Origin of the sequence: Streptomyces sp. NPDC001890 (genome assembly GCF_042891445.1) — a bacterium.
Classification (GTDB): Bacteria; Actinomycetota; Actinomycetes; order Streptomycetales; family Streptomycetaceae; genus Streptomyces.
Genome location: NZ_JBIATE010000003.1, coordinates 419,229 through 440,311, shown reverse-complemented (window position 1 = coordinate 440,311; position 21,083 = coordinate 419,229). Strand labels below are relative to the sequence as shown.

Annotated in this window: 23 protein-coding genes and 1 pseudogene; 12 read left to right on the top strand and 12 right to left on the bottom strand. The window is 69.1% G+C overall.

The window, feature by feature from the left end; genetic code table 11:
• Positions 1 to 249 precede the first annotated feature (249 nt).
• The 3 genes from ACFYY1_RS13365 (at position 250) to ACFYY1_RS13355 (ending at position 3,064) form a co-directional block, all read left to right on the top strand.
• The gene (locus ACFYY1_RS13365) at positions 250 to 597 is read left to right on the top strand and encodes a transcriptional regulator (protein ID WP_376626327.1); all 348 of its coding nucleotides are present in this window, start codon (positions 250 to 252) and stop codon (positions 595 to 597) included.
• Positions 594 to 1,265, top strand: coding sequence for a nucleotidyl transferase AbiEii/AbiGii toxin family protein (locus ACFYY1_RS13360; protein WP_388584198.1), 672 nt, complete (start codon positions 594 to 596; stop codon positions 1,263 to 1,265). Before ACFYY1_RS13365 ends, ACFYY1_RS13360 begins: the two co-directional genes overlap by 4 nt.
• Before the next feature lie 599 nt (positions 1,266 to 1,864).
• Entirely contained in the window at positions 1,865 to 3,064 is a 1,200-nt protein-coding gene (locus ACFYY1_RS13355; protein WP_388584195.1) for a PP2C family protein-serine/threonine phosphatase, read from the top strand.
• Positions 3,065 to 3,076: 12 nt separating this feature from the next.
• On the opposite strand, the gene ACFYY1_RS13350 is transcribed toward ACFYY1_RS13355, so the two are convergent.
• Positions 3,077 to 3,571, bottom strand: a complete 495-nt coding sequence (locus ACFYY1_RS13350; protein ID WP_388584192.1) for a DUF5994 family protein — start codon at positions 3,569 to 3,571, stop codon at positions 3,077 to 3,079.
• Positions 3,572 to 3,853: 282 nt separating this feature from the next.
• Here ACFYY1_RS13350 and ACFYY1_RS13345 point away from each other — a divergent pair, with 282 nt between their 5' ends.
• From ACFYY1_RS13345 to ACFYY1_RS13335, 3 genes are all read left to right on the top strand, one after another.
• Positions 3,854 to 4,408: a DUF5994 family protein gene (locus ACFYY1_RS13345; RefSeq protein WP_376626313.1), complete on the top strand. Its 555-nt coding sequence runs from the start codon at positions 3,854 to 3,856 to the stop codon at positions 4,406 to 4,408.
• 4 nt (positions 4,409 to 4,412) lie between these two features.
• Entirely contained in the window at positions 4,413 to 4,646 is a 234-nt protein-coding gene (locus ACFYY1_RS13340) for a hypothetical protein (RefSeq protein ID WP_388584189.1), read from the top strand.
• A gap of 102 nt (positions 4,647 to 4,748) precedes the next feature.
• Positions 4,749 to 5,015, top strand: coding sequence for a hypothetical protein (locus ACFYY1_RS13335; protein ID WP_376415950.1), 267 nt, complete (start codon positions 4,749 to 4,751; stop codon positions 5,013 to 5,015).
• Between the two features lie 878 nt (positions 5,016 to 5,893).
• Here the strand turns inward: ACFYY1_RS13335 and ACFYY1_RS13330 are convergent.
• Positions 5,894 to 7,024, bottom strand: a complete 1,131-nt coding sequence (locus ACFYY1_RS13330) for a site-2 protease family protein (protein WP_388584186.1) — start codon at positions 7,022 to 7,024, stop codon at positions 5,894 to 5,896.
• A 714-nt stretch (positions 7,025 to 7,738) separates the two neighbouring features.
• Here ACFYY1_RS13330 and ACFYY1_RS13325 point away from each other — a divergent pair.
• Complete coding sequence (locus ACFYY1_RS13325; RefSeq protein WP_388584183.1) at positions 7,739 to 7,945, top strand: hypothetical protein; 207 nt, start codon at positions 7,739 to 7,741, stop codon at positions 7,943 to 7,945.
• A gap of 226 nt (positions 7,946 to 8,171) precedes the next feature.
• Positions 8,172 to 8,387: pseudogene (locus ACFYY1_RS13320) on the top strand (DUF5994 family protein); the annotation flags it as partial.
• A gap of 469 nt (positions 8,388 to 8,856) precedes the next feature.
• On the opposite strand, the gene ACFYY1_RS13315 reads toward ACFYY1_RS13320, so the two are convergent.
• The gene (locus ACFYY1_RS13315; RefSeq protein WP_388584181.1) at positions 8,857 to 9,684 is read right to left on the bottom strand and encodes an oxidoreductase; all 828 of its coding nucleotides are present in this window, start codon (positions 9,682 to 9,684) and stop codon (positions 8,857 to 8,859) included.
• 95 nt (positions 9,685 to 9,779) lie between these two features.
• Here ACFYY1_RS13315 and ACFYY1_RS13310 point away from each other — a divergent pair, with 95 nt between their 5' ends.
• Complete coding sequence (locus tag ACFYY1_RS13310; protein WP_388584178.1) at positions 9,780 to 10,262, top strand: MerR family transcriptional regulator; 483 nt, start codon at positions 9,780 to 9,782, stop codon at positions 10,260 to 10,262.
• Positions 10,263 to 10,472: 210 nt separating this feature from the next.
• Here ACFYY1_RS13310 and ACFYY1_RS13305 read toward each other — a convergent pair whose 3' ends face one another.
• Positions 10,473 to 11,072 (bottom strand): hypothetical protein, encoded by a 600-nt coding sequence (locus ACFYY1_RS13305; protein ID WP_388584175.1) that lies wholly within the window; start codon positions 11,070 to 11,072, stop codon positions 10,473 to 10,475.
• A gap of 704 nt (positions 11,073 to 11,776) precedes the next feature.
• On the opposite strand from ACFYY1_RS13305, the gene ACFYY1_RS13300 reads away from it, so the two are divergent.
• Positions 11,777 to 13,060 (top strand): LAETG motif-containing sortase-dependent surface protein, encoded by a 1,284-nt coding sequence (locus tag ACFYY1_RS13300; protein WP_388584173.1) that lies wholly within the window; start codon positions 11,777 to 11,779, stop codon positions 13,058 to 13,060.
• Positions 13,061 to 13,214: 154 nt separating this feature from the next.
• Here ACFYY1_RS13300 and ACFYY1_RS13295 read toward each other — a convergent pair whose 3' ends face one another.
• Positions 13,215 to 13,634: an SRPBCC family protein gene (locus ACFYY1_RS13295; RefSeq protein WP_388584171.1), complete on the bottom strand. Its 420-nt coding sequence runs from the start codon at positions 13,632 to 13,634 to the stop codon at positions 13,215 to 13,217.
• Between the two features lie 50 nt (positions 13,635 to 13,684).
• Positions 13,685 to 14,047 carry a VOC family protein gene (locus ACFYY1_RS13290; RefSeq protein WP_388584169.1) on the bottom strand — a complete coding sequence of 121 codons (363 nt, stop codon included), beginning with the start codon at positions 14,045 to 14,047 and terminating at the stop codon, positions 13,685 to 13,687.
• 128 nt (positions 14,048 to 14,175) lie between these two features.
• Between ACFYY1_RS13290 and ACFYY1_RS13285 the strand changes: the two genes are divergently transcribed.
• Positions 14,176 to 15,015 (top strand): helix-turn-helix domain-containing protein, encoded by an 840-nt coding sequence (locus ACFYY1_RS13285; protein WP_388584167.1) that lies wholly within the window; start codon positions 14,176 to 14,178, stop codon positions 15,013 to 15,015.
• 141 nt (positions 15,016 to 15,156) lie between these two features.
• On the opposite strand, the gene ACFYY1_RS13280 is transcribed toward ACFYY1_RS13285, so the two are convergent.
• From ACFYY1_RS13280 to ACFYY1_RS13265, 4 genes are all read right to left on the bottom strand, one after another.
• Positions 15,157 to 15,825, bottom strand: coding sequence for a DUF998 domain-containing protein (locus ACFYY1_RS13280; protein ID WP_388584165.1), 669 nt, complete (start codon positions 15,823 to 15,825; stop codon positions 15,157 to 15,159).
• An 85-nt stretch (positions 15,826 to 15,910) separates the two neighbouring features.
• A complete protein-coding gene (locus ACFYY1_RS13275; RefSeq protein WP_388584163.1) occupies positions 15,911 to 16,183 on the bottom strand; it encodes a hypothetical protein in 273 nt (90 codons plus the stop codon).
• Between the two features lie 11 nt (positions 16,184 to 16,194).
• Positions 16,195 to 16,803 (bottom strand): hypothetical protein, encoded by a 609-nt coding sequence (locus ACFYY1_RS13270; RefSeq protein ID WP_388584162.1) that lies wholly within the window; start codon positions 16,801 to 16,803, stop codon positions 16,195 to 16,197.
• A gap of 335 nt (positions 16,804 to 17,138) precedes the next feature.
• The gene (locus ACFYY1_RS13265; RefSeq protein ID WP_388584160.1) at positions 17,139 to 18,458 is read right to left on the bottom strand and encodes a phosphatase PAP2 family protein; all 1,320 of its coding nucleotides are present in this window, start codon (positions 18,456 to 18,458) and stop codon (positions 17,139 to 17,141) included.
• Positions 18,459 to 18,938: 480 nt separating this feature from the next.
• Here ACFYY1_RS13265 and ACFYY1_RS13260 point away from each other — a divergent pair, with 480 nt between their 5' ends.
• On the top strand, positions 18,939 to 19,583 hold the full coding sequence (locus ACFYY1_RS13260) for a hypothetical protein (protein ID WP_388584157.1): 645 nt from the start codon (positions 18,939 to 18,941) through the stop codon (positions 19,581 to 19,583).
• 10 nt (positions 19,584 to 19,593) lie between these two features.
• On the opposite strand, the gene ACFYY1_RS13255 is transcribed toward ACFYY1_RS13260, so the two are convergent.
• Together ACFYY1_RS13255 and ACFYY1_RS13250 are read right to left on the bottom strand one after the other, a co-directional pair.
• A complete protein-coding gene (locus ACFYY1_RS13255) occupies positions 19,594 to 19,911 on the bottom strand; it encodes a DUF6234 family protein (protein WP_388584156.1) in 318 nt (105 codons plus the stop codon).
• A 95-nt stretch (positions 19,912 to 20,006) separates the two neighbouring features.
• Positions 20,007 to 20,960, bottom strand: coding sequence for an alpha/beta fold hydrolase (locus ACFYY1_RS13250; RefSeq protein WP_388584155.1), 954 nt, complete (start codon positions 20,958 to 20,960; stop codon positions 20,007 to 20,009).
• Positions 20,961 to 21,083: the final 123 nt, after the last annotated feature.

The window sequence follows — 21,083 nt, the reverse complement described above, 5'->3', positions numbered from 1 at the left end:
CCCAGGGGAGCGTTTCCCCAGGTCAGAGGCAGGAAAGCCTACGCAGTACCAGGTGATTCCCAAGCTCAGAGCGCGAGTTCGATTCTCGTCACCCGCTCCACGTAAAGCCCCAGGCCAACGGCCCGGGGCTTCCTCTTTGACAGCTTCACCCCTGGCGGAACGGCACCGGTCGACCCCTCTGCCTGCCCGCGGGAGCGTACGTCCGCGGATCGCGGAGCCCGCCACTAGCTCTTCCTGGATAATCGAGCTATGGCAACACCGCCCGGTCTTTCCGATCTCCGCCGTGCCAAGTTTGCTCGGCGCCTGCCCGCAGCGCTGTCCGATCTTGTCGGCCCCGAGCACGGCACAGTGAGTCTGCCGCTCCGCCTGGCATGGTCGGGGCTCACTACGTTCGACCTCGATCAGCCTCGGCTGCGGATGAGCTACTACCGCATCGTCCTGGCCGAAGGGCAGCACGACGACCTGGTCCGGTATCTCGATCGCGACCTTCTCGTCGGCCTGTGGCCCACACTGCGCACACTGGTCAGCCGTGATGTCCGTGAGGTCTGGGAGAGCTCCTTCGACGAACTGGCTCACAGCGCCCGGGCCGCTGCGTGAACCTCACAGGACTGCACCGCCGCCTGCTCGCAGATGTGCTCGCCGTGGGCGGTGATTACCCTCTGGTGCTCACCGGTGGCTACGCGGTCCAAGCACACGGCCTGGTCGACCGGCTCAGCCAGGACCTCGATGTCGCGACCGAGAACCCAGATCCCATGGAAGACATCGCGACCGTCGTGCGCACCGGACTGGAGCGGCGCGGATGGCACGTAGAAGCCCTGGAGACAGACCCACTGTCCGCACGCCTGATTGTCACCGACCCTGCCAGCCGCGAAGAGTGCGAGGTCGACATCCTCAAGGAAGCGCTCTGGCGACCACCCGTACACACCGAACACGGCTTGGTGCTGTCCCTCGAAGATGTCGTCGGCACCAAGGTCCGCGCCCTGGCCGACCGCGGACTCGCCAGGGACCTGATCGACGTGCAGGCCGCCACGAGCCGCTGGAGCCCCGTCGAACTCGAAGAGCTCGGCCGACGCCATGCCCGCGACGCCTTCGACCTCAGCGAGCTTCAAGCGCGGCTGAGCGGAGCCGACTGGATCGACGACACGGAATTCGCCGCCTACGGACTCGACGCGCAGGCAATTGCCGGGCTGCGCCGGTGGGCACAGACCTGGGCCGACGACATCGGGGAACGGCTTCACGAGCTTGAGGCCCCGCACGAGGACTGATGGTCTGACGGATGCCGACCGTTCGACAGGAATGCGGTTCGCGACAGGGGCTGGCCGCCCCTCGGCCGCCGTGCCCCATCCGTGCCCTTCAGAGCGGACAACAGCGGTCACGTACGGCTCCCAGAGACCTCGCCGACCTCACCCGGTCCAGGCAAACATGCAGGCCAAGGCCCCTGCGGCAGTCCCAGCACCGTAGATTCCCAAGCTCAGAGCGCGAGTTCGATTCTCGTCACCCGCTCCATGATGAAGGCCCTGGTCGGAGACCAGGGCCTGTTTGTTGTCTGGACCTCTCGGGGCCCGCGCGCCATCCGCGTGCCATTGATGCCATAACGGGGGCGGCTACCTGGTCCCCCTTCATCGTCTTGGCCTCCCGGATGTCGACGCCCGACAGGCCAGGACCTCGTTCCGCTTCGTCCAGCGCACTCGGCGCCGGTGGCATGCGGCGTGGGAGCGGCCTCCGGCGGCACCCGTGTGGCGTGTCCTGCCTCCGAGGCGCATCCTGATGGCGAGATCGCCGGTAACGGGCCTGGCTCCCGTGCCCGACGGGCCGCGGCGCAGGCGCTGAACGGCCCCTCCGTCGCCCTGCGGAAGGGAACGGGATGACAGTCGGATCGCCCAGGGATCCGGATCACTCGGAGAGCTTCGGAGAGGGGCTGCTGGGCGGGCTCCTGGACCGGGCCCACGAGCTGCCGCCCCATCTGGTCGGGCCGATCCTGGCCAACACGGTGGCGCGGCTGGGGGGACGGGATCCGCAGATCCTGCTCCAGGACTACGGGCAGCAGAGGCTGGTCCCCCTGCCGGGCGAAGGGCTGGCGGGCGGCGAACCGCAGTCCGTCGACGGCTCCGAGGCCGGGCGGTGTTTCCTCACCTCGCGCCCGGTCGAACTCGCGCTGCCCGACGGCGTACGGGTCCTGCTGCCGTTGCCGGACGGGGGAGACCAGTCGGGTGTCCTGGCCGTCACGCTGGACGCCGTCGATGACGACGACCGCCGCCTCCTGCGCAGGATCGCCGGTCTGATCGCCGACATGATGCAGACCAAGAACGGCCACACCGATCTCTTCTCCCGCACCCGCCGCAGCGAACCGATGAGTGTCGCCGCCGAGATCCAGTGGTCGCTGCTGCCGCCTCTGTCGATGGTGACACCGCGCGTCACCGTCGCCGGCGTTCTGGAGCCCGCTTACGACGTGGCGGGCGACAGCTTCGACTACGCCCTGAACAGGGACACCTTCCACCTCGCCATGATCGACGCCATGGGTCACGGTCTGGACGCGGCCACGATGGCCACGGTGGCCATCGGTGCGTACCGGCACGCCCGCCGGATCAGCGTCGAACTGTCCGAGATCTACCTCTTCATGGACCGGGCCGTGGCCGAGCAGTTCGCGCCCGACCACTTCGTGACCGCGCAGATGATGCGGCTGGACACGAACACCGGCCGCCTCCAGTGGGTCAACGCCGGGCACCCCGCCCCCATACTGATCCGCCGGCACCGCGTCGTAGGCCGCCTGGACAGCCCCACGACCCTGCCCGTCGGCTTCGGAGGAGCACAGCCGCAGGTCAGCGAAGTGACGCTCGAACCGGGAGATCGCGTCCTCTGCTTCACCGACGGGCTGATCGAGGAACACGAGAGCGGACAGGAAGAGTTCGGCGAGGACCAGCTGATCGACTGGGTGAACCAACTGGAGAAGGCGGAACGGCAGGTCCGCGCGGTGGCACGGGATCTCTCCCACACCCTCAAGCGGGCACGCGGCAACGCCACTTCGGACGACGCCACGCTCGTCCTGGTCGAGTGGCGAGGATGACGGAGGGACGTGTCACGCCGGCTCCTGGCGGTGGGTCACCCGCTCGGGAAGCGTGGCGACGAGGATCTCGGCGGCCCGGGTGACGTTACCGGCGTCGACCGCACGGGCCATGGCGTCACGTGCCGCATCGGGTGTCGTGTCCGGGGGCACCACCAGGAGGGCGAAGTGGTCGTTGTCGCCACGGGTGATGAGGACGGTGTCGTCACCGACGGGGAAGGAGTCGAGGTGTACGACCCGGTCGTCGACAACGACACGAGTCGGGACCTCCTCCCAGGCGTCCTTGTCCAGGCCGACCCGCGTGACGGGGCCGAGGTGCGTGGTGAGCGCCTGGATCAGGGCGGGCAGCTCGGCCGTGACGTCCCGGGAGCGGGGCCACCACGCGCCGTCGAGGACGCCCTCGCGGGAGTGCGTCGTCCGCAGCCGGAGCAGGGCCGTGCCGGGATTCACCGCTCGGTGGATCTCGTCCGGAAGGAGCTTGGGAGGGGTCGGGCTGTCGGATTCGGCCATGATGGTCCGCCTGCCTGCGCGGGGGCCGCCGACACCTCACGGCCGGCGAGATACCGCCGTGGTCACACGGTACTCCGCGTGCCGGTGATCATGCCCGCGGCTGTCGGCCGGACGGCGTGCCCGGTGGGAAATCACCTGGTCAGAGCGGCTCGTCCGACCGCTGGGCGGAGTACGCTGACAGTACCGGGAGTACCTCGTACACCCGCTCCCACGCGGACGTCGTTTCCGGCGATCAAGACACTGGGCCGCCCTGCAAGGCGGCCCTGAGACGGGTCCGCGATCATGGCCACGACCCTGGTACCCACGCTTTCGGCACGCCTGTCGCTGACACCGAAGAGCACCCTCGCCGGCCTCTTGGACGGCGCCTGGTGGCCTCGTTCGCGTGACCTCGCCACCGAGCTTCCGCCCCTGGTCGATGCACTCGAGGAGCGCTACGGACGCACCACGCGCGTCATGGTGAACCCCGCCCGCTGGCCCGTCGTCCCGCACAAGGTCGCCGTCACCGGGCACACCGTGCACGTCGGCTGGTTCACCGAACAGGATGCCGACAAGATGATTCTGCTCTCCTACGCCGTCGGCCGATGCGACCTGCTGGTGATCCCGCCCGGGACCGATCCCGCCGCGGCCGCCCGGCTCATGACCGCCGCCGCTGTCCCCGGCAGTGTCCTGGCCGCTGGTGTCCTGATGTCCGACGAGGCCGCGACCGGCCGCCGTGCGCGGGACGCCCGGAGCGACGAGGACACCTGGGAGACCGACGGCGGGTCCACCCTGCCACCCCCGCAACGCCCGATCGTCGGCGCGCGGATGATCCCGCTGCCGGGAAACCCATGGAGGTGACGTCATGGAGACCCTGGTCGCGATGGAGACCCTGGTCGCGCTCGTGGCAGTCACCCTGCTGATCGTTCTCGGCACGCGCCTGATCCACCGGCTCAACGCCCAGCACGACGCACGCATCGCGGTCCACCACTTCAGCGATCCCTTCCCGGCCATCAGCCGGCCCCCCGGCCACAGCCACGGCCACCACAGCTCGACAGGGCAGGCCTCCAGCCGCAGGCTCACGGGCATCCGGCCCTGACCTCAGACCACTCCTCCGACCGAAGGCCGCGGGTGGGGCGCCCGGCACCCGGGACGACCCACGCGTCGGCCTCTCGCTTCGCCCCGAAGGGAACACACCGCCTTGTACCCCGTCGAGAACGAGCCTCTGCCGCAGGCAGGACACGCCGAGATCCGGATCGTCGCCGCAACTCCCGAAGCCGCCCGCGCGGTCGCCGAAGTAATCCGCCGCTGCTTCGCCGGAACGGAGCAGCGCAGCTACCCCGCTCCCGGAGGCGGCACCCGGCTCCACCTCACCGTGGACACCGAATCCGCCGCAGGACCTGCCCTCTCCTGGCTCACCACCAGCAGACCGTCCGCGCACACCGGCGCCCACGGCGACGAAGTCTGAGGAGCACCGGACCCTCACATGCACGAAAGGACTCGATCACGACGCCCCTCCGCGAGCGGCAGATCTACCGCGAGCGGGTCCTGACCGCCCTCTACGAAGCCATCGAAGCAACCGTGTCTCGGAGTCCCGGGGCGGAGCTGCGGAACGACCTGCGCATCCCGGAGGAAGACCTGGCCGCCGCCTGCACCGACCTCGCCGGCGAAGGCCTGATCTGTCGACTGGGAACCGGGCAACACACCCGCGCTGGTCTCCCTGACCCACCGGGGAATCCGCCGCATGGAGGCCGAAGAAGAAGAACGCGACTGAGCCGGACTGTCCAAGGGCCGAGCCGTCCACCGCTCAGCCCGGCACGTGCGGCCCCTTGCGCGCAAACGAACGAGGGGGACGGGGCCTGCCCGATGGCCCGCTCTCCCCTCCCGGTCCGTCCGGCCCGCAGTCGTACAATTAAACGTGGATCGAGCACTCTCACGTGTGACGATCCGGAAGGGCGGCCCTGGCGGAGTGAATGCGCTGGGGCCGTTGCGACGACAGCCGCCATAAGGCCCACGCGCCCGACTTCATGTGGCCGCCTCACAGGCCCCGGATCGGTACCCCTCCGGAGCCAAGGCGTCCAGGAGCCCCGGGGCCAGGAGATGGGCACGGCCCGGGACGCCCCTCTCCCGGAGGCCGGCCGACCTGGCCCACATCGATGCGGACCCCGCCGACCGCGTCCTGTGCGGCGGTCCCGTACGCGTAGACGTGCACATCGGCAGCGGCGCAGGGTGTTCCGTTCAGATGGTGTCGCCCTGCCGGACTGCAGCCCAGAACTGGTTCGTGCACTTCCGGCACGGACGGCCCTGACAATCGGAGCGGGCTTCTGCTACGAGGTCGCGCAGGGCTCAGTCTGTCCCTCGGCCCCCCAGCGCGTGCTGCCGGGTCAGCCGTGAAATGTCCTTCGCGGTGACGATCCCCACCAGATGGTGCCCGTCCACGACGAGAATGCGCATGCCAGTACCCGGGCGGAGCTTGTCGAGAGCCTCACTCAGAAGATCACTCGGGGCGGCAACCGCGCACTGTGACAACGGGATCGACACCTCTCGCACGCGCAACGCCTCCCGGCGCGCTCCCGGTATCCGGGCAAGCTTGCGTATCGATACGATCCCGCTGGGACGGCCTTCGAAATCGAGCAGCGGCACGGCGGAATGGCGGGAGCTCACGGCCACCTCGTCGATGAAATGCCGGATGGTCAGCCAGTCGGCGCCGGTGGTCACCGGGCTGGACATGGCATCGGCGACCTTGATGCCCCGCAGCGCTGTGTTGATCACGGCGCGCTGCCGTTCGGCGCCGGCGACGACCGTGATGAAGAGACCGACGAAGACGAGCCACAGCCCGCCCGGCGCCCCGCGCAGGAAGGAGATCCAGCCGAAGGCCATCAGCAGCCCGCCCACGACCTGACCGCTTCGGGAGGCCGCCCGATCCGCACGTTCCCGGTCTCCGGTACGCCACCACAACAGCGCCTGCACCACCCTTCCGCCGTCGAGCGGCGCAGCGGGAAGGAGATTGAATGCGCCCAGGAACAGGTTCGCCCAGCCGAGCCACACCAGAACGGCGGCGGGCACCGCCCAGCCGGACATCGCGTGCAGCCCGATTCCCGCTCCGAGCGCGACGCTTCCGATGGCCAGGCTGGTGAGCGGCCCGCTGATCGCCACTGCGAAAGCCACCGCGGCCGTCGGCGGTCGCCCCATCCGGGTCATCCCGCCCAGCGCCCACAGCGTCACATCCTGTACCGCGATCTTCTTCCTGCGGGCAATCGCAGCGTGTGCCGTCTCGTGGAGCAGGAGGCTGCCCATGAGCAGCACGACCCCCACTGCACTGGCGAAGGTGTAAACCGCATCCGAGCGCCCTGGAGTCCATGCGGGGAGGGTCTGGCGGCCAAGGCCGTACGCGAACAGAACGACCAGTAGCGGCACGCTCCAGTGCATCCGCAGTGGTACCCCGACAACTTGTCCGACACGGACCGAGCCGTTCATCGTCGTCTCCCGCCGGCTCGGCACCCGGTCCACCGGACAGGACCCTCGCGACCCGACTCCATGGACCGACCAGCACGGCACCCACCCACAATTGTCGCTCTCGGAATCTCCCGCAGTCGCCCAGGGCCCGGAACGAGCTTGCTGACCGGCGAACTGCCCGAAAAGCCCGCCCGCCCATTCCGGGTCCGGGTACGCCAGCCACCCCTCGTCCTCTCCGAACCCAGACGCACGGTTCCAGCCGATCCGACACACCCCGCGTGCCACTACGTGCCATTCGCAGGGGGAAAAGCGGTCACCACAGGGCACCGTCCGGCCGTCGGCCAGCAACACACCTGTGCAGCGTTTCCGCTGCTCAGGAACATGTCTGGCGATCACGCGCTGGTTGATTCCCGAGCTCAGAGCGCGAGTTCGATTCTCGTCACCCGCTCCACTGCAAAGCCCCAGGTCACATGCCTGAGGCTTGTTCGCTGTCCATACCCCTCGGGGCCCGCGTGCCCTCGTGTGCCACAAGTGCCCTCGTGGCGCGTCGGGTTGGTTCTAAATGCTACTCAAAATTCCGAGTCGCTGCCGTCAGTGGCCCTCTGCTGTGAGGCCGACAGGCGGGGCGTCATCCGTGTGCCTCGCTTCGCAGTCGCCATCATGCGGACCTTCGCTGTGCGTGGCAGCGTGATCCGAGAGGAATCCGTACCCCCACGCATCAAGAGGAGCGCCGTCATGGACGGTACGCAGGACAAGCATCAGGAGCCGGGCAAGGACCGGGGCCGCGAGGCGCAGGAACACCATCGCCCCGGAGACCCCGCGCAGCCCCGACCGGGCAGGCAGGCCCGTGAACAGGGACGGAAGCCCGGGCAGAAGGAGAGCTCGCGCCGCCGCGAGGACGACCTGCTGCGCGAAGAGGACCTGCACGACGAGGGGCTCTGACCAGGGCACCGCACGCCCGGAGCCCGGTGGGTACGCAACACTCCGGCCGGGCTCTGTCGCATCCCGCCCGACGCCGAAGGAGACCGGGCCGCCCACCACGGTGGCGCCGCACTCTCGGCTCGGCCGCCGTGAATTCGGGGATCAGCCTTCCGCATCGGCGGCGCTGTCCTGAGGCACCCTCGACCGGACCGCGCCCGGCGACCTCGCCGCAGAGTTCCCGGCCCGCTTGTCCCTCACCCCGAAGGCCACGCTCGCCGGCCAGTTGGACGGGGCCTGGTGGCCCTACTCCCGCGACCTCGAAGCCGAGCTCCCACCGCTCGCCGCCGCCCTGGAGGAACCCTGGGGTCGCGTCACCCGCGTCACCGTGAATCCCACCCGCTGGCCCGTCGTACCGCACACGGTTGCCGTGTACGGGCGCGCGTTGCACGTGGGCTGGTTCACCGGTGGCACTCGACCTGTCCCACACGCTCAGACGGGCCTGCGGCGATGCCGCCTCCGACGACGCCACGCTCATCCTGACCGAGTGGCGTGGATGATCCGCCGTCGTGCCACAACGTGCCAGTAGGGCCGGTACGCGGCGGTGAACAAGGGGGCGGAAGAGACAGCCAAGAACGGGCCACTAGACATCGTTCCCGCAGGTCAGAGCCCTTTGCCGACCCAAGTGCCAAGTGATTCCCAAGCTCAGAGCACGAGTTCGATTCTCGTCACCCGCTCCACGCCGAAGGCCTTGATCGGAGACCAGGGCCTTGTTCGTTGTCCGGACCTCTCCGGGGTCCCTGCGCTGACCCGGCCGTCGCGACTGCCTTCTCCTTCGGCGTGATCCACAGCACGAGACGCATGAGGTTCTCCTCGCAGGGTCGCGGTCGGGTCAGGCACCCGCGGCCCCGCATCCGAACCGACAGTCCAATACGTCAGGTTCCGGTGGAGAGTGCGACGTGGCGCCATTGGTCGAGTTCATGTCGCACCAGATCCAGCTTCGCCTCGACGCGCTCGATCGCGTCCGCGCCCAGTTGCAGGCGCAGCGGCGGCTCGACGACCTCCGTGATGTCGACGATGGCTTTCGCCGCCTTCGCCGGATCGCCCGGCTGGCGGCCGTCGTTTCCAGCCAGTGCCTCGCGCACCGGCCCCGCGCCCGCGACGTAGTCGGCGATGGAGGCCGGTTCGACCTGCATGCTCGATGCGCTGAGGAAGTCGGTGCGAAACCCGCCCGGCTCCACGATCGTGACGCGGACACCGAGTGGGGCCAGCTCGCCGAGCAGTGCCTCGGAGATGCCCTCGACGGCGAACTTCGACGCGCCGTACAGACCCACCGCCGGCGCGGTGGCGAAGCCGCCCACGGAGCCGATGTTCAGGACGTGTCCGGAGCGTTGGGCACGCAACGTCGGCAGGGTCGCCCGCAACGTGTTGAGCACGCCGAAGACGTTGACATCGAACAATGCCCGGACGGCCTTGTCCGAGGTCTCCTCGATCGCGCCCGTGAGGCCGTAACCGGCGTTGTTGACCACAACGTCGATCCGGCCGAACTTTGCCAGGCCGGCCTCCACCGCGGCCGCCAGCTGCTCCGGTTCGGTCACGTCCGCGTCCACCGCCAGCAGTCCGTCCGGCTCGTGCGGGTACGCCCGGAGCACCGCTGACGCATCCCTCGCCGTGGCGATCACGCTGTGTCCTCGCTCCAGCGCCTCCCGGGTGATCTCCGCACCGAGCCCACGCGATGCCCCGGTGACAAACCAAACTGTCATGTTCTCCCCTGTTCCGATGGCCCGATGGGCCGACACCTCGACGCTAGAACCTAGAGTCGGGTCTAGATCAACAGCTGGGTGGGGGAGGGGCGCTCATGGACCTGAGCATTGGTGAGGTGACACAACGCAGTGGGCTGAGCGTGCACGCGTTGCGGTTCTACGAGCGGGAGGGCCTGTTCGCCAACCCGGTGCGCCGCCTGTCCAACGGCCGCCGGGTCTATCACGAAGAAGACCTGGAGTGGCTGGCCGTCTGCACGAAGCTACGCTCCTCCGGCATGCCCCTGGCGATGATCCGGCAGTACATCGAGCTGGTCCGTCATGGCCCGGGCAACGAACACGAGCGCCTTGAGCTGCTGCGCCGCCACGAGAACCACGTGGAGGCGCAGATTCGCGAGCTGCAGGACGCACTGGATGTGATGCGGCACAAGGTGCGGATCTACGAGGACCATGTCGCCCGCGGTGAGGCCGACCGGCTCTGGAATCCGTCCCACCCGGTTGCCGCACGGGCCAGCACCCACCAGGAGTGCCGTCCGCCAGAGGGCACGTGCTCCGGAGCACGGACTGGACTGCCATCGTGACCGTCGTCCTCGGTGCCACGACCGCCCGGACGCTGCCGCTGCGGAATCCAACTCACGCCCACGCAGAACGCTCGGCTGGGAAATTCCAGCCGAGCGTCTGACCGAACTGCTGACAACAGCCGCTTGAACGCGGGTTGCTACTACGCCCTGTTGAGTCCGTCACCGGGAGCGGTCCTGCGCATCCGGCGTGGCCTCCAGGCTGCCATCAGGTCAGATTGTCGGTGTGTCGTCGACGATCTCCTTGTGCGGTTCGACAATGAACTTCCAGCCCTCGCTGGGCTCCAGGAACCGCACTCGGGTCGGGTAGATGTCCAGGGCGCGGCGGTCGCGGTTCTGGTTGTTCGCGTTCTTCCGCGCCCGGGCCGGCTCCTCGTACAGGTCGACCTTGACGTCCGGCACCGCGACGACTTCCTCGCTCCAGCGCTGAACGACCCCCGCACCGAACGCGTCCCGCGCGGCGGAGTAGAGCGACTCCAGGGATTCCTTGCTCCCGCCGGGCACGAAGAGGGCAAGGTTCAGGAGGACGCCGGCACTCTGGAGAACCTCGATCTCCTCCCCCTCCTTGTCAGCAATCCAGATCCCGGCCTCTTCAGCATTGTCCGGGAGGACGTGAATCTCCTCACCGAAAACCGTTCTCGCAGCGAAGGACCCTCCATCGAAGTTTTTGCCCGGCTCCGTGAGAAAAGCCGGGGCATAGCAGTCGAGAGGAAGGCCACTCATCCCTGCCGAGACGAAGATTCCGTCCTGGGTACCCAAGCCCGAAATTTCCTCGGCCGTAAGACGTCGAGCCGTAACCTTCTCGGTATTCACGCCATTCCCCTTTTAATCGCGGCGTCCTGTGAATTCATTGAAACTCTACCACGAAAAGGATCATCCACCCCTCATTACGCATGACTTCGCACTCGCGGTGGCGCCGGCCAATCTGCGAGAAATCTCTTCCGGGAGAGCGGTGGACAAATCCTCCTGCATCACCGAAAAAGCGCAGCGCTCATAGAGGAATATGGAGGCGTCCAGGAGGCACCGTATAAAGCTTCTGCGATTGCGGATGTCAACAGCAGCCTCCGCCGGTTCCGGGATCGCATTCTCGGCACTGGCATGCAGAGGTGCGGACGAGAAGCAGAGAAGCCCTCCGCGGAGCACAGGTCCCGGCGCCCCTCCCGCACGCGAGGGTCGCCGGGCTCCGTGTCGAGGAGGGTGGTTTCCCCTTGTCCCGCTCGTTCCGCACACCGAATCGTTCACCCATGGCCACAAGGCGGGCGGGCGGGCGGCGCCAGGGCGCGCGGAAGACCGCACCCGGTGGTCTGTGGCATTGATCACAGAGAAAGTGCAGGCGGTGAACACAACTACACCCTTTTGTCTTTTCTGTCGGTCGCAGTTCTGTGGTAATGGCCGAAGCGGGTGAAGAACTCGTGGTGGCGAACCGTTGGCCCGGCCATACGATCCCCTCAAGTCGCGTCCGCGTGCCCCCCTCCCGCCGCGACCCCTTCTTCTTTTTCGGACACCGAAGGGCTCTTGTGAAGATTCGCCCGATTCTTGCCACAGCTGTTGCCGCCGCAGTGACCATGCCTGTTCTCCTGCTGTCGGTCACCCCCGCGTTCGCCGACGAGAAGCCGGCAGCGCAGACGCAGGACAAAACGCAGGACAAGCCGTCCATCGCGGAACTGGAAAAGGCCGCCGCCGCCGCGAAGGCGACGTACGACGAGGCCGTAAAGGCCGAGAGCGCCGCCAGGGCGGCTCTGGAAGCCACCCTGTCCGACACCAATCCTCTGGCCGTGGCCGCCAAGGCCGCCCAGGCCGCGGCGGCGGACGCCGCCGCCGCGAAGGTGGACGCCGACCAGGCGGTCATCGATGCCCAGGCCGTGGTCGACGCGCTCCCGGAGACGGCCACTGAGGAGGAGAAGGCCGCCGCCGCGACCAAGCTCACCGAAGCGAAGGCCGACGCCGAGACCGCCAAGGAGACCAAGGCCGCCGCCGATGCCGCGGTCGTGGAAGCCCTGGACGCGCGGGACGACGAGCGGGTCGCCGCGGCCCGGAAGCTGGACCAGGCGCAGAAGGCCACCAAGGCGGCCCTCGCTGACAAGACCGCCGCCGACGAGGCACTGGCCAAGGCGAAGGAGGAGGGTGGCGAGGACGGTGAGGACTGCGTCCCGGAGCCCAAGCTCACCACGGTCGTCACGGGTCTGCCGTCCACCGTCGTCGCCGGTACGAAGGTCGACTTCAACCTCCGGGTGACCAACGGCACCGACAAGACGATGGACGAGGTGCTTCCGTTCGCCTACGTCCACGCGACCGACCGGAGCGGGCTCAAGAGCATCGATGACCTGGTGCACCTGCAGTGGTCCTCCGCCTCGTCCTCGAAGTGGCAGACCGTCGACAACAAGCACTACATGGACGCCATCAGCCCGCTGAAGGCCGGTGCCCACGCCGACATCAAGATGCGCCTCAAGATCGACGCCTCGGCCCCCGCAGGCAACGGCGTCACCTTCGTCGCCGGTGACTACTTCAACGACAACGGCACCTGTGGCGGAAACCCGGACCTCGAAGGCTACGAGTTCCTGATCGCCGCCGCGGGCAGCAAGCCCGGCAAGGTCGACGACGCCAAGCCCAGCACCACCAAGCCGCACACCTCGGACGTCAAGACGCAGAGCAGCGCGTCCCGTCCGGTGAGCGGCAGCCTCGCCGCCACGGGCTCTTCCTCCGCGATGCCGCAGCTCGCCCTCGCGAGCGGCGCGGCCGTGGCGATGGGCGCAGGCGCGGTGTTCCTCGTACGCCGTCGCAAGGCCGGCACCCACGCCTGACGCATGAGGTGGGGTGCCGGCCAGGCACCCCGCCCCACGCGCCGGACGTCCAGCAGGCCCGACACCAAGCAGTTCCAAGGCCCAGGTCAGCGACCTGGGCCTTGTTCGTTGTCCAGACCTGTCCAAGCGTCCTGCACCACCTGCCCCGAGGTCCCTACCTGCCCACCGGGGCCGGGGCGGCCTTCAGCGTCTCCTGCATGATGCGCGAGCCTTGCTCGGCCATCTCGTCGATGGGGACGGCGAGTTCATCCGGTGTCACGTCGATCGTCCAGACGAAGCGGCTGCGCCCTTCGGTGTCGGCGAGGACCTGCATCGAGGCGTGATGGTGCTTCGGCGCCATCGAGCCGCCGACCACCGCGTAGGCCACCCGGCGGGCCGCCTCGTCGATGTCGACGATCAGCTCGTGCACGACCACGCCGTTCGCGAAGGTCACGATCCTGGTGTCCGCCTCCATGCGGGTGTCCGTGACGAAGCCCGGCACCAGGCGCTGGTGCACGGCTCCGACCTCGCGCAGGGCCTCCCAGACGTTTTCCGGGGAGTTGTCGATCAGGAATTCCTTGTTGATGTGAGCCATGTGCCCTTCTCCTGTCGGGGGACGTGTCGGGGGACGTGTCGGAGGATGCGTCAGGCGCCGGTGGTGAGGCAGAACGGATGCCCCTCGGGATCGATGAGGACGACCCACTGGTCCTTGCCGGGCTGGAACTCGGGCCTCGACGCTCCGAGGGCGAGGATCCGGCCGGCCGTGTCCTCCAGGTCGGCGACCGTGAAGTCGAGGTGGGCGTGGCCGGCTTCATCGGGCCAGCCCGGGGCCTGGTAGCCCTCGATGCGTACGAACGCCAGGCCGGGCTGCTCCACGCCGGCCAGGGAGGCGTAGTCCTCGCCGCTGCAGGTGATCTCCCAGCCGGTGACCCTGCTGTAGAACTCGGCGAGCCGAACCGGGTCATCACAATCGATGACCACGGTGCTGATCTGTGCGAGTACGGACATGACGGTGACTCCTCGAACGTGGTACGGGATGATGTGCGACGCCGCTCAGCCTGCTCTCCACGTCCCGTCCCGGTCTTGAACATCCTTGCGGCGGGGCCGATGTCGGACCCCCGGCGTAGCGTCGAGGAGTGCTCACCGCCACCGTCCTCGCCGCCCGGCCCGACTTCCGCATCACCGCGGTGAGTTGCCGGGACGATCACACCCGCTGGTCGCAGACGGAGGTGCGCGAGGACTACCGGGTGGTGCTCGTGCAGCGCGGCCGGTTCCGCAGGCAGGTGGCCGGCGCCCCGGCCGAGGTCGACCCGACGACGGCCTATCTCGGTGTACCGGGCGAGGAGGAGCGTTTCGCGCACCCGGCCGCCGGGGGCGACGAGTGCACCTCGATCAGCCTGACGCCCACGCTGTGGCGGGCCGTGGCGGGTGAGGACGCCCGCCCGGCCCGGCAGAGCGTGTACGTGGACGCCCGCCTCGACCTGGCCCACCGCCGCGTCCTCGCGTCCGCCCGTACCGGCGACGTGGACCACGCGGTGACCGAGGAACTCCTCGGGCTGCTCTCGGCCACCGTCGGACAGGCCGTCGACGGAGCCGTACCGGTCGGCGTGCGCCCCGGCCGCGACGAGGGGACACTCGTCGCTGCGGCCCGGCAGGCGATCGGCGAGGCCCACCCCGCCTCCGAGGGCCTGCTGCCGCTCGCGGAGTTCCTCGGGGTCTCGCCCTACCGTCTGAGCCGCGCCTTCACCCGCGTGCTGGGAGTCTCCTTGACCCGCTACCGCAACCGGGTCCGTGTCGGCCGCGCCCTCGACCGTCTGGACGCGGGCGAGGAAAGCCTCGCCGCCCTCGCCACAGACCTGGGCTTCTCCGACCAGGCCCACCTCACCCGGACCATGCGCCACTACCTCGGTCACACACCGACGACGCTGCGGCGCCTCCTGACTCCGGGGCACCCTGAGGGGGACATGGCCGGGTAGAGGGCCCCAGACCAGGGCCCGGCACGTGCCACCACGTTCCACCACGTGCCGCTGGGGGCGGTGAACAGCGGTCAGGAAGGCTCCGTTCCGCGTTGTGATGATCTCGGTGGTGACGATGAGGCCGAGGAGAACGGCGGTCGGCTAGCGGTCGGCCGGGGCGTCGGCCAGGCGGGCCGTCACCACGCTCAGCCACAGCAGGCCGAGGCCCGCGCCGGCGGTGAACGCCAGGACCGAGGCGGCCGAGGTCATGAAACCGGCGAGGACGGCCACGGGGACGACGCGGGACGCGAGGGCCCAGCGGCGGAGACCCCGGGCGGCAAGCGGACGGGCCAGGACGACGAACGCGGCGCACAGGGCGAGATAACCGATCATTCCGCCGAACATGTGGACGGCGCCGTGCCCGCTCATCACGGTCTCCTCGGGCGCCCCGACAGGAAAGCCCGCCCCGGCGTCGGCCGGGAAGGCCGCCGCGACCCAGAAGGAGACGCCGAAGACACCGATCAGAGCCGGGCCCCACGTCCCGCCGGGGCCACCGCGCAGCGCCCGCCGCAGGCCGGTCGCTCCGGCGAGCAACAGCGCACCGGTGAGCAGAAAGCTCACCGTCTGGATCCAGCCCGCCTCGCCGAGGGAGAGCTGGCTGATCGCGTTCCGCGTGAAGTCGAAGCCATCACGGATGAGCCCCTGGGCGAGTCCGGCCACCAGGAACAGCGGACCGGCCACCACGCCGCCGGCCACGGTCCACCGCGCAGCGGATCGCGGCACGGACGCGGCGGGAAGAACGTGGCGGGGCGCGGTGAGCATGTCGGTCATGGCGGGGCCTTCCTTGCTTCGATGTTGTCGCTCATATGACCGACGGCAAGAAGCGGAGTCATCGCTCCCGCCGATGTGTACTGGATCACACGTCGGACCGGGCGGCCCCAGCTCGTGCACACCGCTCGAAGGGGCGTGCCTCTGCGTCCGGCCTCGACCGCGCGCACATCGCCTGCAGCAGTACGCGGCCCACGGGCGCCACCCGGGAGGGCCGGGCGGCCTCGATGGCGAGGCGGGCGCGGGTGCCCAGGGCGAGCCGGCGGCGGATCTTCTGCTCGTTGCCGGTCACCACCTGCTGGGTGGCCCACTGCGCGGTCTCTCGGTCGGGGCAGGTGGCCGAGCGGGTCCGTACGGTCATGTCTTTCCGCTTCAGCTCGCGTCGAACGACCAGATGAGACCGACTTCCTCGTGGGACACCGCGAGGAGGCCGAAGTCCCAGGCGTACCGGGTCATCGGCCAGCAGCCGGTGACCCGTTCGTAGAAGTCGGGGTGGTCACCACCCTGGCGGGTGTTCGTGAAGAACCGCGAGCCCTCCGAGAAGCGCGACAGGATCACCCGCGCGTGTTCCTCCATGCCCGGCCTGCGGTCGGCGAAGCCGTACTGCCGTGACACGTCCATGGCATCCGTCGCCAGCATCACGAGCAGCCGTACGACGGCGGAACGCGGAATCTCGAACAGCCGGCTGCGCCACTGCGCGGCCCCGGGCTCGTCCGTCGGCGGAACCCGGAACGGAAAGGCGGGGTCCTCCTCCAGCTCCTCGTCACCCTGCTCGGGATCCCTGCCGCGCCAGTCGCGGGGATCGGCGACCTCGCGGCGCATCACCGCGGCCACGTCGGACAGCCAGTCCTCGTGAGCGCGTGGGCCGACCGCGATGAAGGAATACCGGTTGCGGTACATCTCCACCGCCATCGCCCATGTACCGGCATCGGGACCCGGCTGCGGACCGCTCTGCCGGGCGGGCTCGATCTCGCTGTTCATCCGGGTCCTTCTCACTCGGGCATCGAGCTGAAGACGACGAAGGGCGGGTCGAGGTCCGGCTCGTAGATGAGACGCACAGCAATTCCCCCGCCCCGACTGCTATCTGCCGCTGCGGGCCTGGGAGCCGCTGCTCGCGGTGGTGACGGTGGCCTACCACCGCCGCCGGGTTCGGGCAGGGCTCGGGGGCCGGGGGCGGGGGTCCGAGGTCGGGGCCGGGTGCGGGGCTTTCGCTGCGTACTGGTGTCCCGGCCCCGCTCGGGCAGTGCTCATACGGTTCCAGCCGGCTCCAGCCGGCTCAAGCCGGTTCCAGCCGGCTCAAGTCGACTCAAGTCGGCTCAGGCCGGTTCGGGTTGCGATTCCGGTTGCCGCGTCGGTGCGGTCCTCGGTTCCCACCGTGCGACGGTTCTTGCGTACACGTAGATCACCGAGACCATCGCCAGTACGAGAAGCGGTCCGGCCAGCCACGGGTACTTCGCCATCTCCAGCGGCAGATAGCGGTAGGACACCAGGAGCGCGGCGAATACGGCCGCACCGTAGACGACCACCCGGATCCCCGATCGGTCCCAGCCGCGGTCGTAGGTGCGCAGGGCCGCCTCGATGGTGAGCGTGAACACCACGCCGGCGAGGAGGTCCGCGCCGTAGTGGTAGCCGAATCCCAGCGTTGCGGTCAGCGTGGCTATGAGCCAGAAGGTTCCCGCGTACCGCAGGAACCGTGGGCCCTTCCGGGAATGGATGAAGATCGCGGTGGCCCATGCCGTGTGCAGGCTGGGCATGCAGTTCCGTGGGGTGATGCCGTCGAACGGCATGTGGTGCGGGGTGCTGACCGGCGGCAGCGTCTCCGGCCACAGGTTGGCCACCGCCCATTGCCCGGTGGGCGGCGATTGCGACCACCACAGGCTGACGGATGTCCAGTGCTCGGTGCCGGTGCCGTAGGCGTAGAGCGGTCCGACGACCGGGAAGATCATGTAGAAGGCGGGCCCGAGGAGGCCGATCACCAGGAAGGTGCGCACCAGGTGGTGGCCCGGGAAGCGGCGCTCGTTCGCCACGTTGCGGAGTTGGTACAGGGCGACCAGGACCGCGGCCACCGCGAGCTGGCCGTAGACGATGTCGAGGAAGTTGAAGCCGATCGGGCCGGTGGCCGTGACGAGCCGGCCCACCAGCCACGACGGGTTGCCCAGCGCGTGATCGGCGGTCGCCACGTACTGGTCGAGCACTTCCGGGCGGGTCTTGGAGGTGATGAGCAGCCAGGTGTCACCGGTCTTGCGGCCGGCCACCAGCAGCAGGCCCAGCCCGACGCCCTTCAGCAGCAGGAAACGTTCCGAGCCGGTACGGCGGGTGACGGCGATGACCGCACAGCCCAGGATCACCCACAGCGCACCGTTTCCGAAGGGGTGGCCTTCGGTCACCTCGGCATCCGCCAGCCACCGGACCACCCAGAAGGCGACATCGATACCGACCGCGGCTCCGAGCGCGATGAACCGTTCCCGCCAGGTGAGCACCAGCATCATCAACGCCATGCCGGCGTACAGCAGCGGGCCTGACTTGGGGGCGACCACCACCTCCTTCGCCTGGCTGGCGAGCGGCCCCGGCAGGCCGTAGTGATGAGCGGCGATCTCCAGCGCGATGAGGAAACCCAGGGTCACGACGCCTGCCACGGCCCAGAGTCGTGCCCGTGGTCGACGCCAGACGGAGAGCGCGGTTCTGTAATTTATTCGCGGATAAGACCGCGATGTTATGTTTCTCAATTTTCGGCCGATTTTCTATATTTTGGTCAGGCGTAAGGGCGGGTTCGTTCGCCACCTTCCGATCGGGTCGAAAAGATTACCGTCCGGGTTCGAACACGAAGCCGACAGGCCGGGTCAGGGTGGTGGCAGGAAGTTCGGGATACCGCCGCGCACTTCATCGGATTCCCGTTGCGCCCGGCCGCGGCTTCACGCGCGTTCCCCGCAGATCGCCGGAGCTGTCGCAGAAAAAAGGGCCGGCGCCCGCTCCCCTCTGCGAGCGCCGACCATGTAGTCGTACATCCGGTTCCGGGCGCGGACCCCGTACTTCTACGTGGTTCCACGCGGATTCCCGCGGCTTTCCCGCGGTCGCTCCGCAGGGTGCGGGGCAAGAGGTGCGTCATGATGACCGCCATGACCGATGGAACAGCCTGGCTCGCCGCCCCCCGATCGATCACCTTCGGGGGCTACAGCGTGCTGCTGGCCCGGGGGCTGGGTTCCGAGGAGCTCGTGGCCCGATTCGCGACGACCGTCCTCGGGCCGGCGCGCACCGTGTACCCGGTGGGGGAGCTCACGGGCACGGAACTGGTCGAGCTGCTGGAGGAAGAGTACGGAGACCTCTGCGAGGAGATCGCGCTGCGCCACGAGGAGCACGGCGGATGGGCGTACGCGGTCATGTACGGCGGCTGGCAGGGCGAGATCGACGATCTGCGGCCGGTCTCCCGGGGCGGCGCACACGTCTTCCACCTGGAGTTCGAGGAGGAGAACGGCAAGCCGGTGCCGCCGCATTTCAGCTACCTCCACGACGAGCGCGTCATGTGCGCCTTCAACCTCCACCTCGACCGCTCATGGGGCTACGACGGCGTGGCCGGGGACCCCGAAACGGCGGCGCCCCTGGAGCGGCTGCTGAACGCGGCCGGCCTGCCCGACGAGGACCTGCCGAGGCGCGACGCGCACCGCATCGCCCTCGGTGTCCTCGAAGCGCACTTCGCCCTCACGCTGCCCCGCACGCGGATCCTGGAAGCCCCGCTCCCCGCCGTCGTCCTGGAGACCGCGTGATCGCGCACTGTCACCCGCTGACGGTGGCGCAGTAGGCGAGGAACCCGCCTCCCGCTCCCAGGACGACCAGCTGCACGATGCCGGTGATCCGCCGGCGCAGGAGAAGGAGACCGCCGCCCGTGACGACCGCGCCGCCGAACAGGATCCACATTCCCCGCAGCGCCTCCCCGGGCGCGTCGGGCGGGTTGCCGCTGTCGTAGGCGTCGGCCCAGCCGGTCATTCCGTAGCTGAACACCAGCCAGGCGATGACTGCCAGGTCCATGAGGAACAGTGCCGCGCCGGCCGCGATCTGCCGACCGGCCGATGGCCTGCCGTGCTCCGTGCCCATCAGTGCTCCGTCCGTGGGAGACGGCCTGTCGGCCGCTTGCCGACCAACATGCCGGTCGGGCCGGGCGCCGCACATGAGTACGAATGCTCAAACTGTCAGATGTCCGCGGTACCGGCGTGGCTCGTGGGTGGCGTGGCGGCGTCCGTGTCCTTCATGAAGTCCAGCATCCGGGCGTTGATCAGGTCGGGGTGGTCGATCTGCGGGCCGTGGCCGGTCGCGGCGATGATCTCGGCCCGGGCTCCGGGGATCAGGCGCGGTACGCGTTCCAGTTGCCGTTGCGGGTGCACCAGGAGGCTGCGCTTGCCCATGATCAGGTGGAACGGGGTGCGGATCGTGGCCAGTTGGTCGTCGGACAGGGGTAGGGGCGCGGGGCGGCGGATGCGGAAGGCCCTTACGCCCGAGCGGATCATCGTGCGCAACTCCGGGACGATCAGGACCGGTTGTTCCAGCCAGGCCGCCAGACGGGGGCGCAGCGCCTTGGGGGCGGAGGTGGCGAAGAGGCTGGCGAAGATCCAGACGAAGAAGCGCAGGCCGACCTTCTCCAGGCCGCCCGGGTCGAGGGCGGTGACCGAGGCGAGCCGTCCGGGGCGCAGATGCGCCTGGTTGATGACGAGCCACCCTCCGTAGGAGGAGCCGACGAGGTGGACCCGGTCCAGGCCCAGCGCGTCCAGGGCCTCGTCCATCCACTGGGCGGCGCGCTCGGGCTGCCACATGGGTTCCCGGTGCACGCTGCGGCCGGGGTCGCCGGGGGTGTCCAGGGCGTAGACGGGGCGCTCGGCGGCGAGCGCACGGGTGTTGGGGTACCACTGCGCGGAACAGCCGCCGGAGCCGTGGATCAGGACGACCGGGGTGCGGGACTCGGCGGCCGGGTCGGTGGGGCCGTAGCGGTAGACGTGGGTCGTGCCGAAGGCGGTCTCGACGTCCGTCTCGGAACGGGCCGGGGCGCCGAGCGCGTAGACGGCGTCGCAGGCGGCGAAGTACCGGTCGCGCAGGGTGTCGTTGACGTATCGGCCGATGTCACGGCGTACGCGGGTCGTGTTCTCGGGCACGGCGGCACCTCCGGTGCGGATCTCGTCCTTCGTGCTTGGTAATACGACCGTACCACTACGTTGGTACGGCGGTACCATGAAGGCGTCCGGGCAGCCGGACCGGGCAGGCGCGACCGACGGGCG

What these genes read in the sequence shown, in the direction of transcription:
- ACFYY1_RS13365 (WP_376626327.1), top strand. Translation starts at nt 250, where the DNA reads ATGGCAACACCGCCCGGTCTTTCCGATCTCCGCCGTGCCAAGTTTGCT.
- ACFYY1_RS13355 (WP_388584195.1), top strand. Translation starts at nt 1,865, where the DNA reads ATGACAGTCGGATCGCCCAGGGATCCGGATCACTCGGAGAGCTTCGGA.
- ACFYY1_RS13350 (WP_388584192.1), bottom strand. Translation starts at nt 3,571, where the DNA reads ATGGCCGAATCCGACAGCCCGACCCCTCCCAAGCTCCTTCCGGACGAG.
- ACFYY1_RS13345 (WP_376626313.1), top strand. Translation starts at nt 3,854, where the DNA reads ATGGCCACGACCCTGGTACCCACGCTTTCGGCACGCCTGTCGCTGACA.
- ACFYY1_RS13340 (WP_388584189.1), top strand. Translation starts at nt 4,413, where the DNA reads ATGGAGACCCTGGTCGCGATGGAGACCCTGGTCGCGCTCGTGGCAGTC.
- ACFYY1_RS13330 (WP_388584186.1), bottom strand. Translation starts at nt 7,024, where the DNA reads ATGAACGGCTCGGTCCGTGTCGGACAAGTTGTCGGGGTACCACTGCGG.
- ACFYY1_RS13325 (WP_388584183.1), top strand. Translation starts at nt 7,739, where the DNA reads ATGGACGGTACGCAGGACAAGCATCAGGAGCCGGGCAAGGACCGGGGC.
- ACFYY1_RS13315 (WP_388584181.1), bottom strand. Translation starts at nt 9,684, where the DNA reads ATGACAGTTTGGTTTGTCACCGGGGCATCGCGTGGGCTCGGTGCGGAG.
- ACFYY1_RS13310 (WP_388584178.1), top strand. Translation starts at nt 9,780, where the DNA reads ATGGACCTGAGCATTGGTGAGGTGACACAACGCAGTGGGCTGAGCGTG.
- ACFYY1_RS13295 (WP_388584171.1), bottom strand. Translation starts at nt 13,634, where the DNA reads ATGGCTCACATCAACAAGGAATTCCTGATCGACAACTCCCCGGAAAAC.
- ACFYY1_RS13290 (WP_388584169.1), bottom strand. Translation starts at nt 14,047, where the DNA reads ATGTCCGTACTCGCACAGATCAGCACCGTGGTCATCGATTGTGATGAC.
- ACFYY1_RS13280 (WP_388584165.1), bottom strand. Translation starts at nt 15,825, where the DNA reads ATGACCGACATGCTCACCGCGCCCCGCCACGTTCTTCCCGCCGCGTCC.
- ACFYY1_RS13275 (WP_388584163.1), bottom strand. Translation starts at nt 16,183, where the DNA reads ATGACCGTACGGACCCGCTCGGCCACCTGCCCCGACCGAGAGACCGCG.
- ACFYY1_RS13270 (WP_388584162.1), bottom strand. Translation starts at nt 16,803, where the DNA reads ATGAACAGCGAGATCGAGCCCGCCCGGCAGAGCGGTCCGCAGCCGGGT.
- ACFYY1_RS13260 (WP_388584157.1), top strand. Translation starts at nt 18,939, where the DNA reads ATGACCGATGGAACAGCCTGGCTCGCCGCCCCCCGATCGATCACCTTC.
- ACFYY1_RS13255 (WP_388584156.1), bottom strand. Translation starts at nt 19,911, where the DNA reads ATGGGCACGGAGCACGGCAGGCCATCGGCCGGTCGGCAGATCGCGGCC.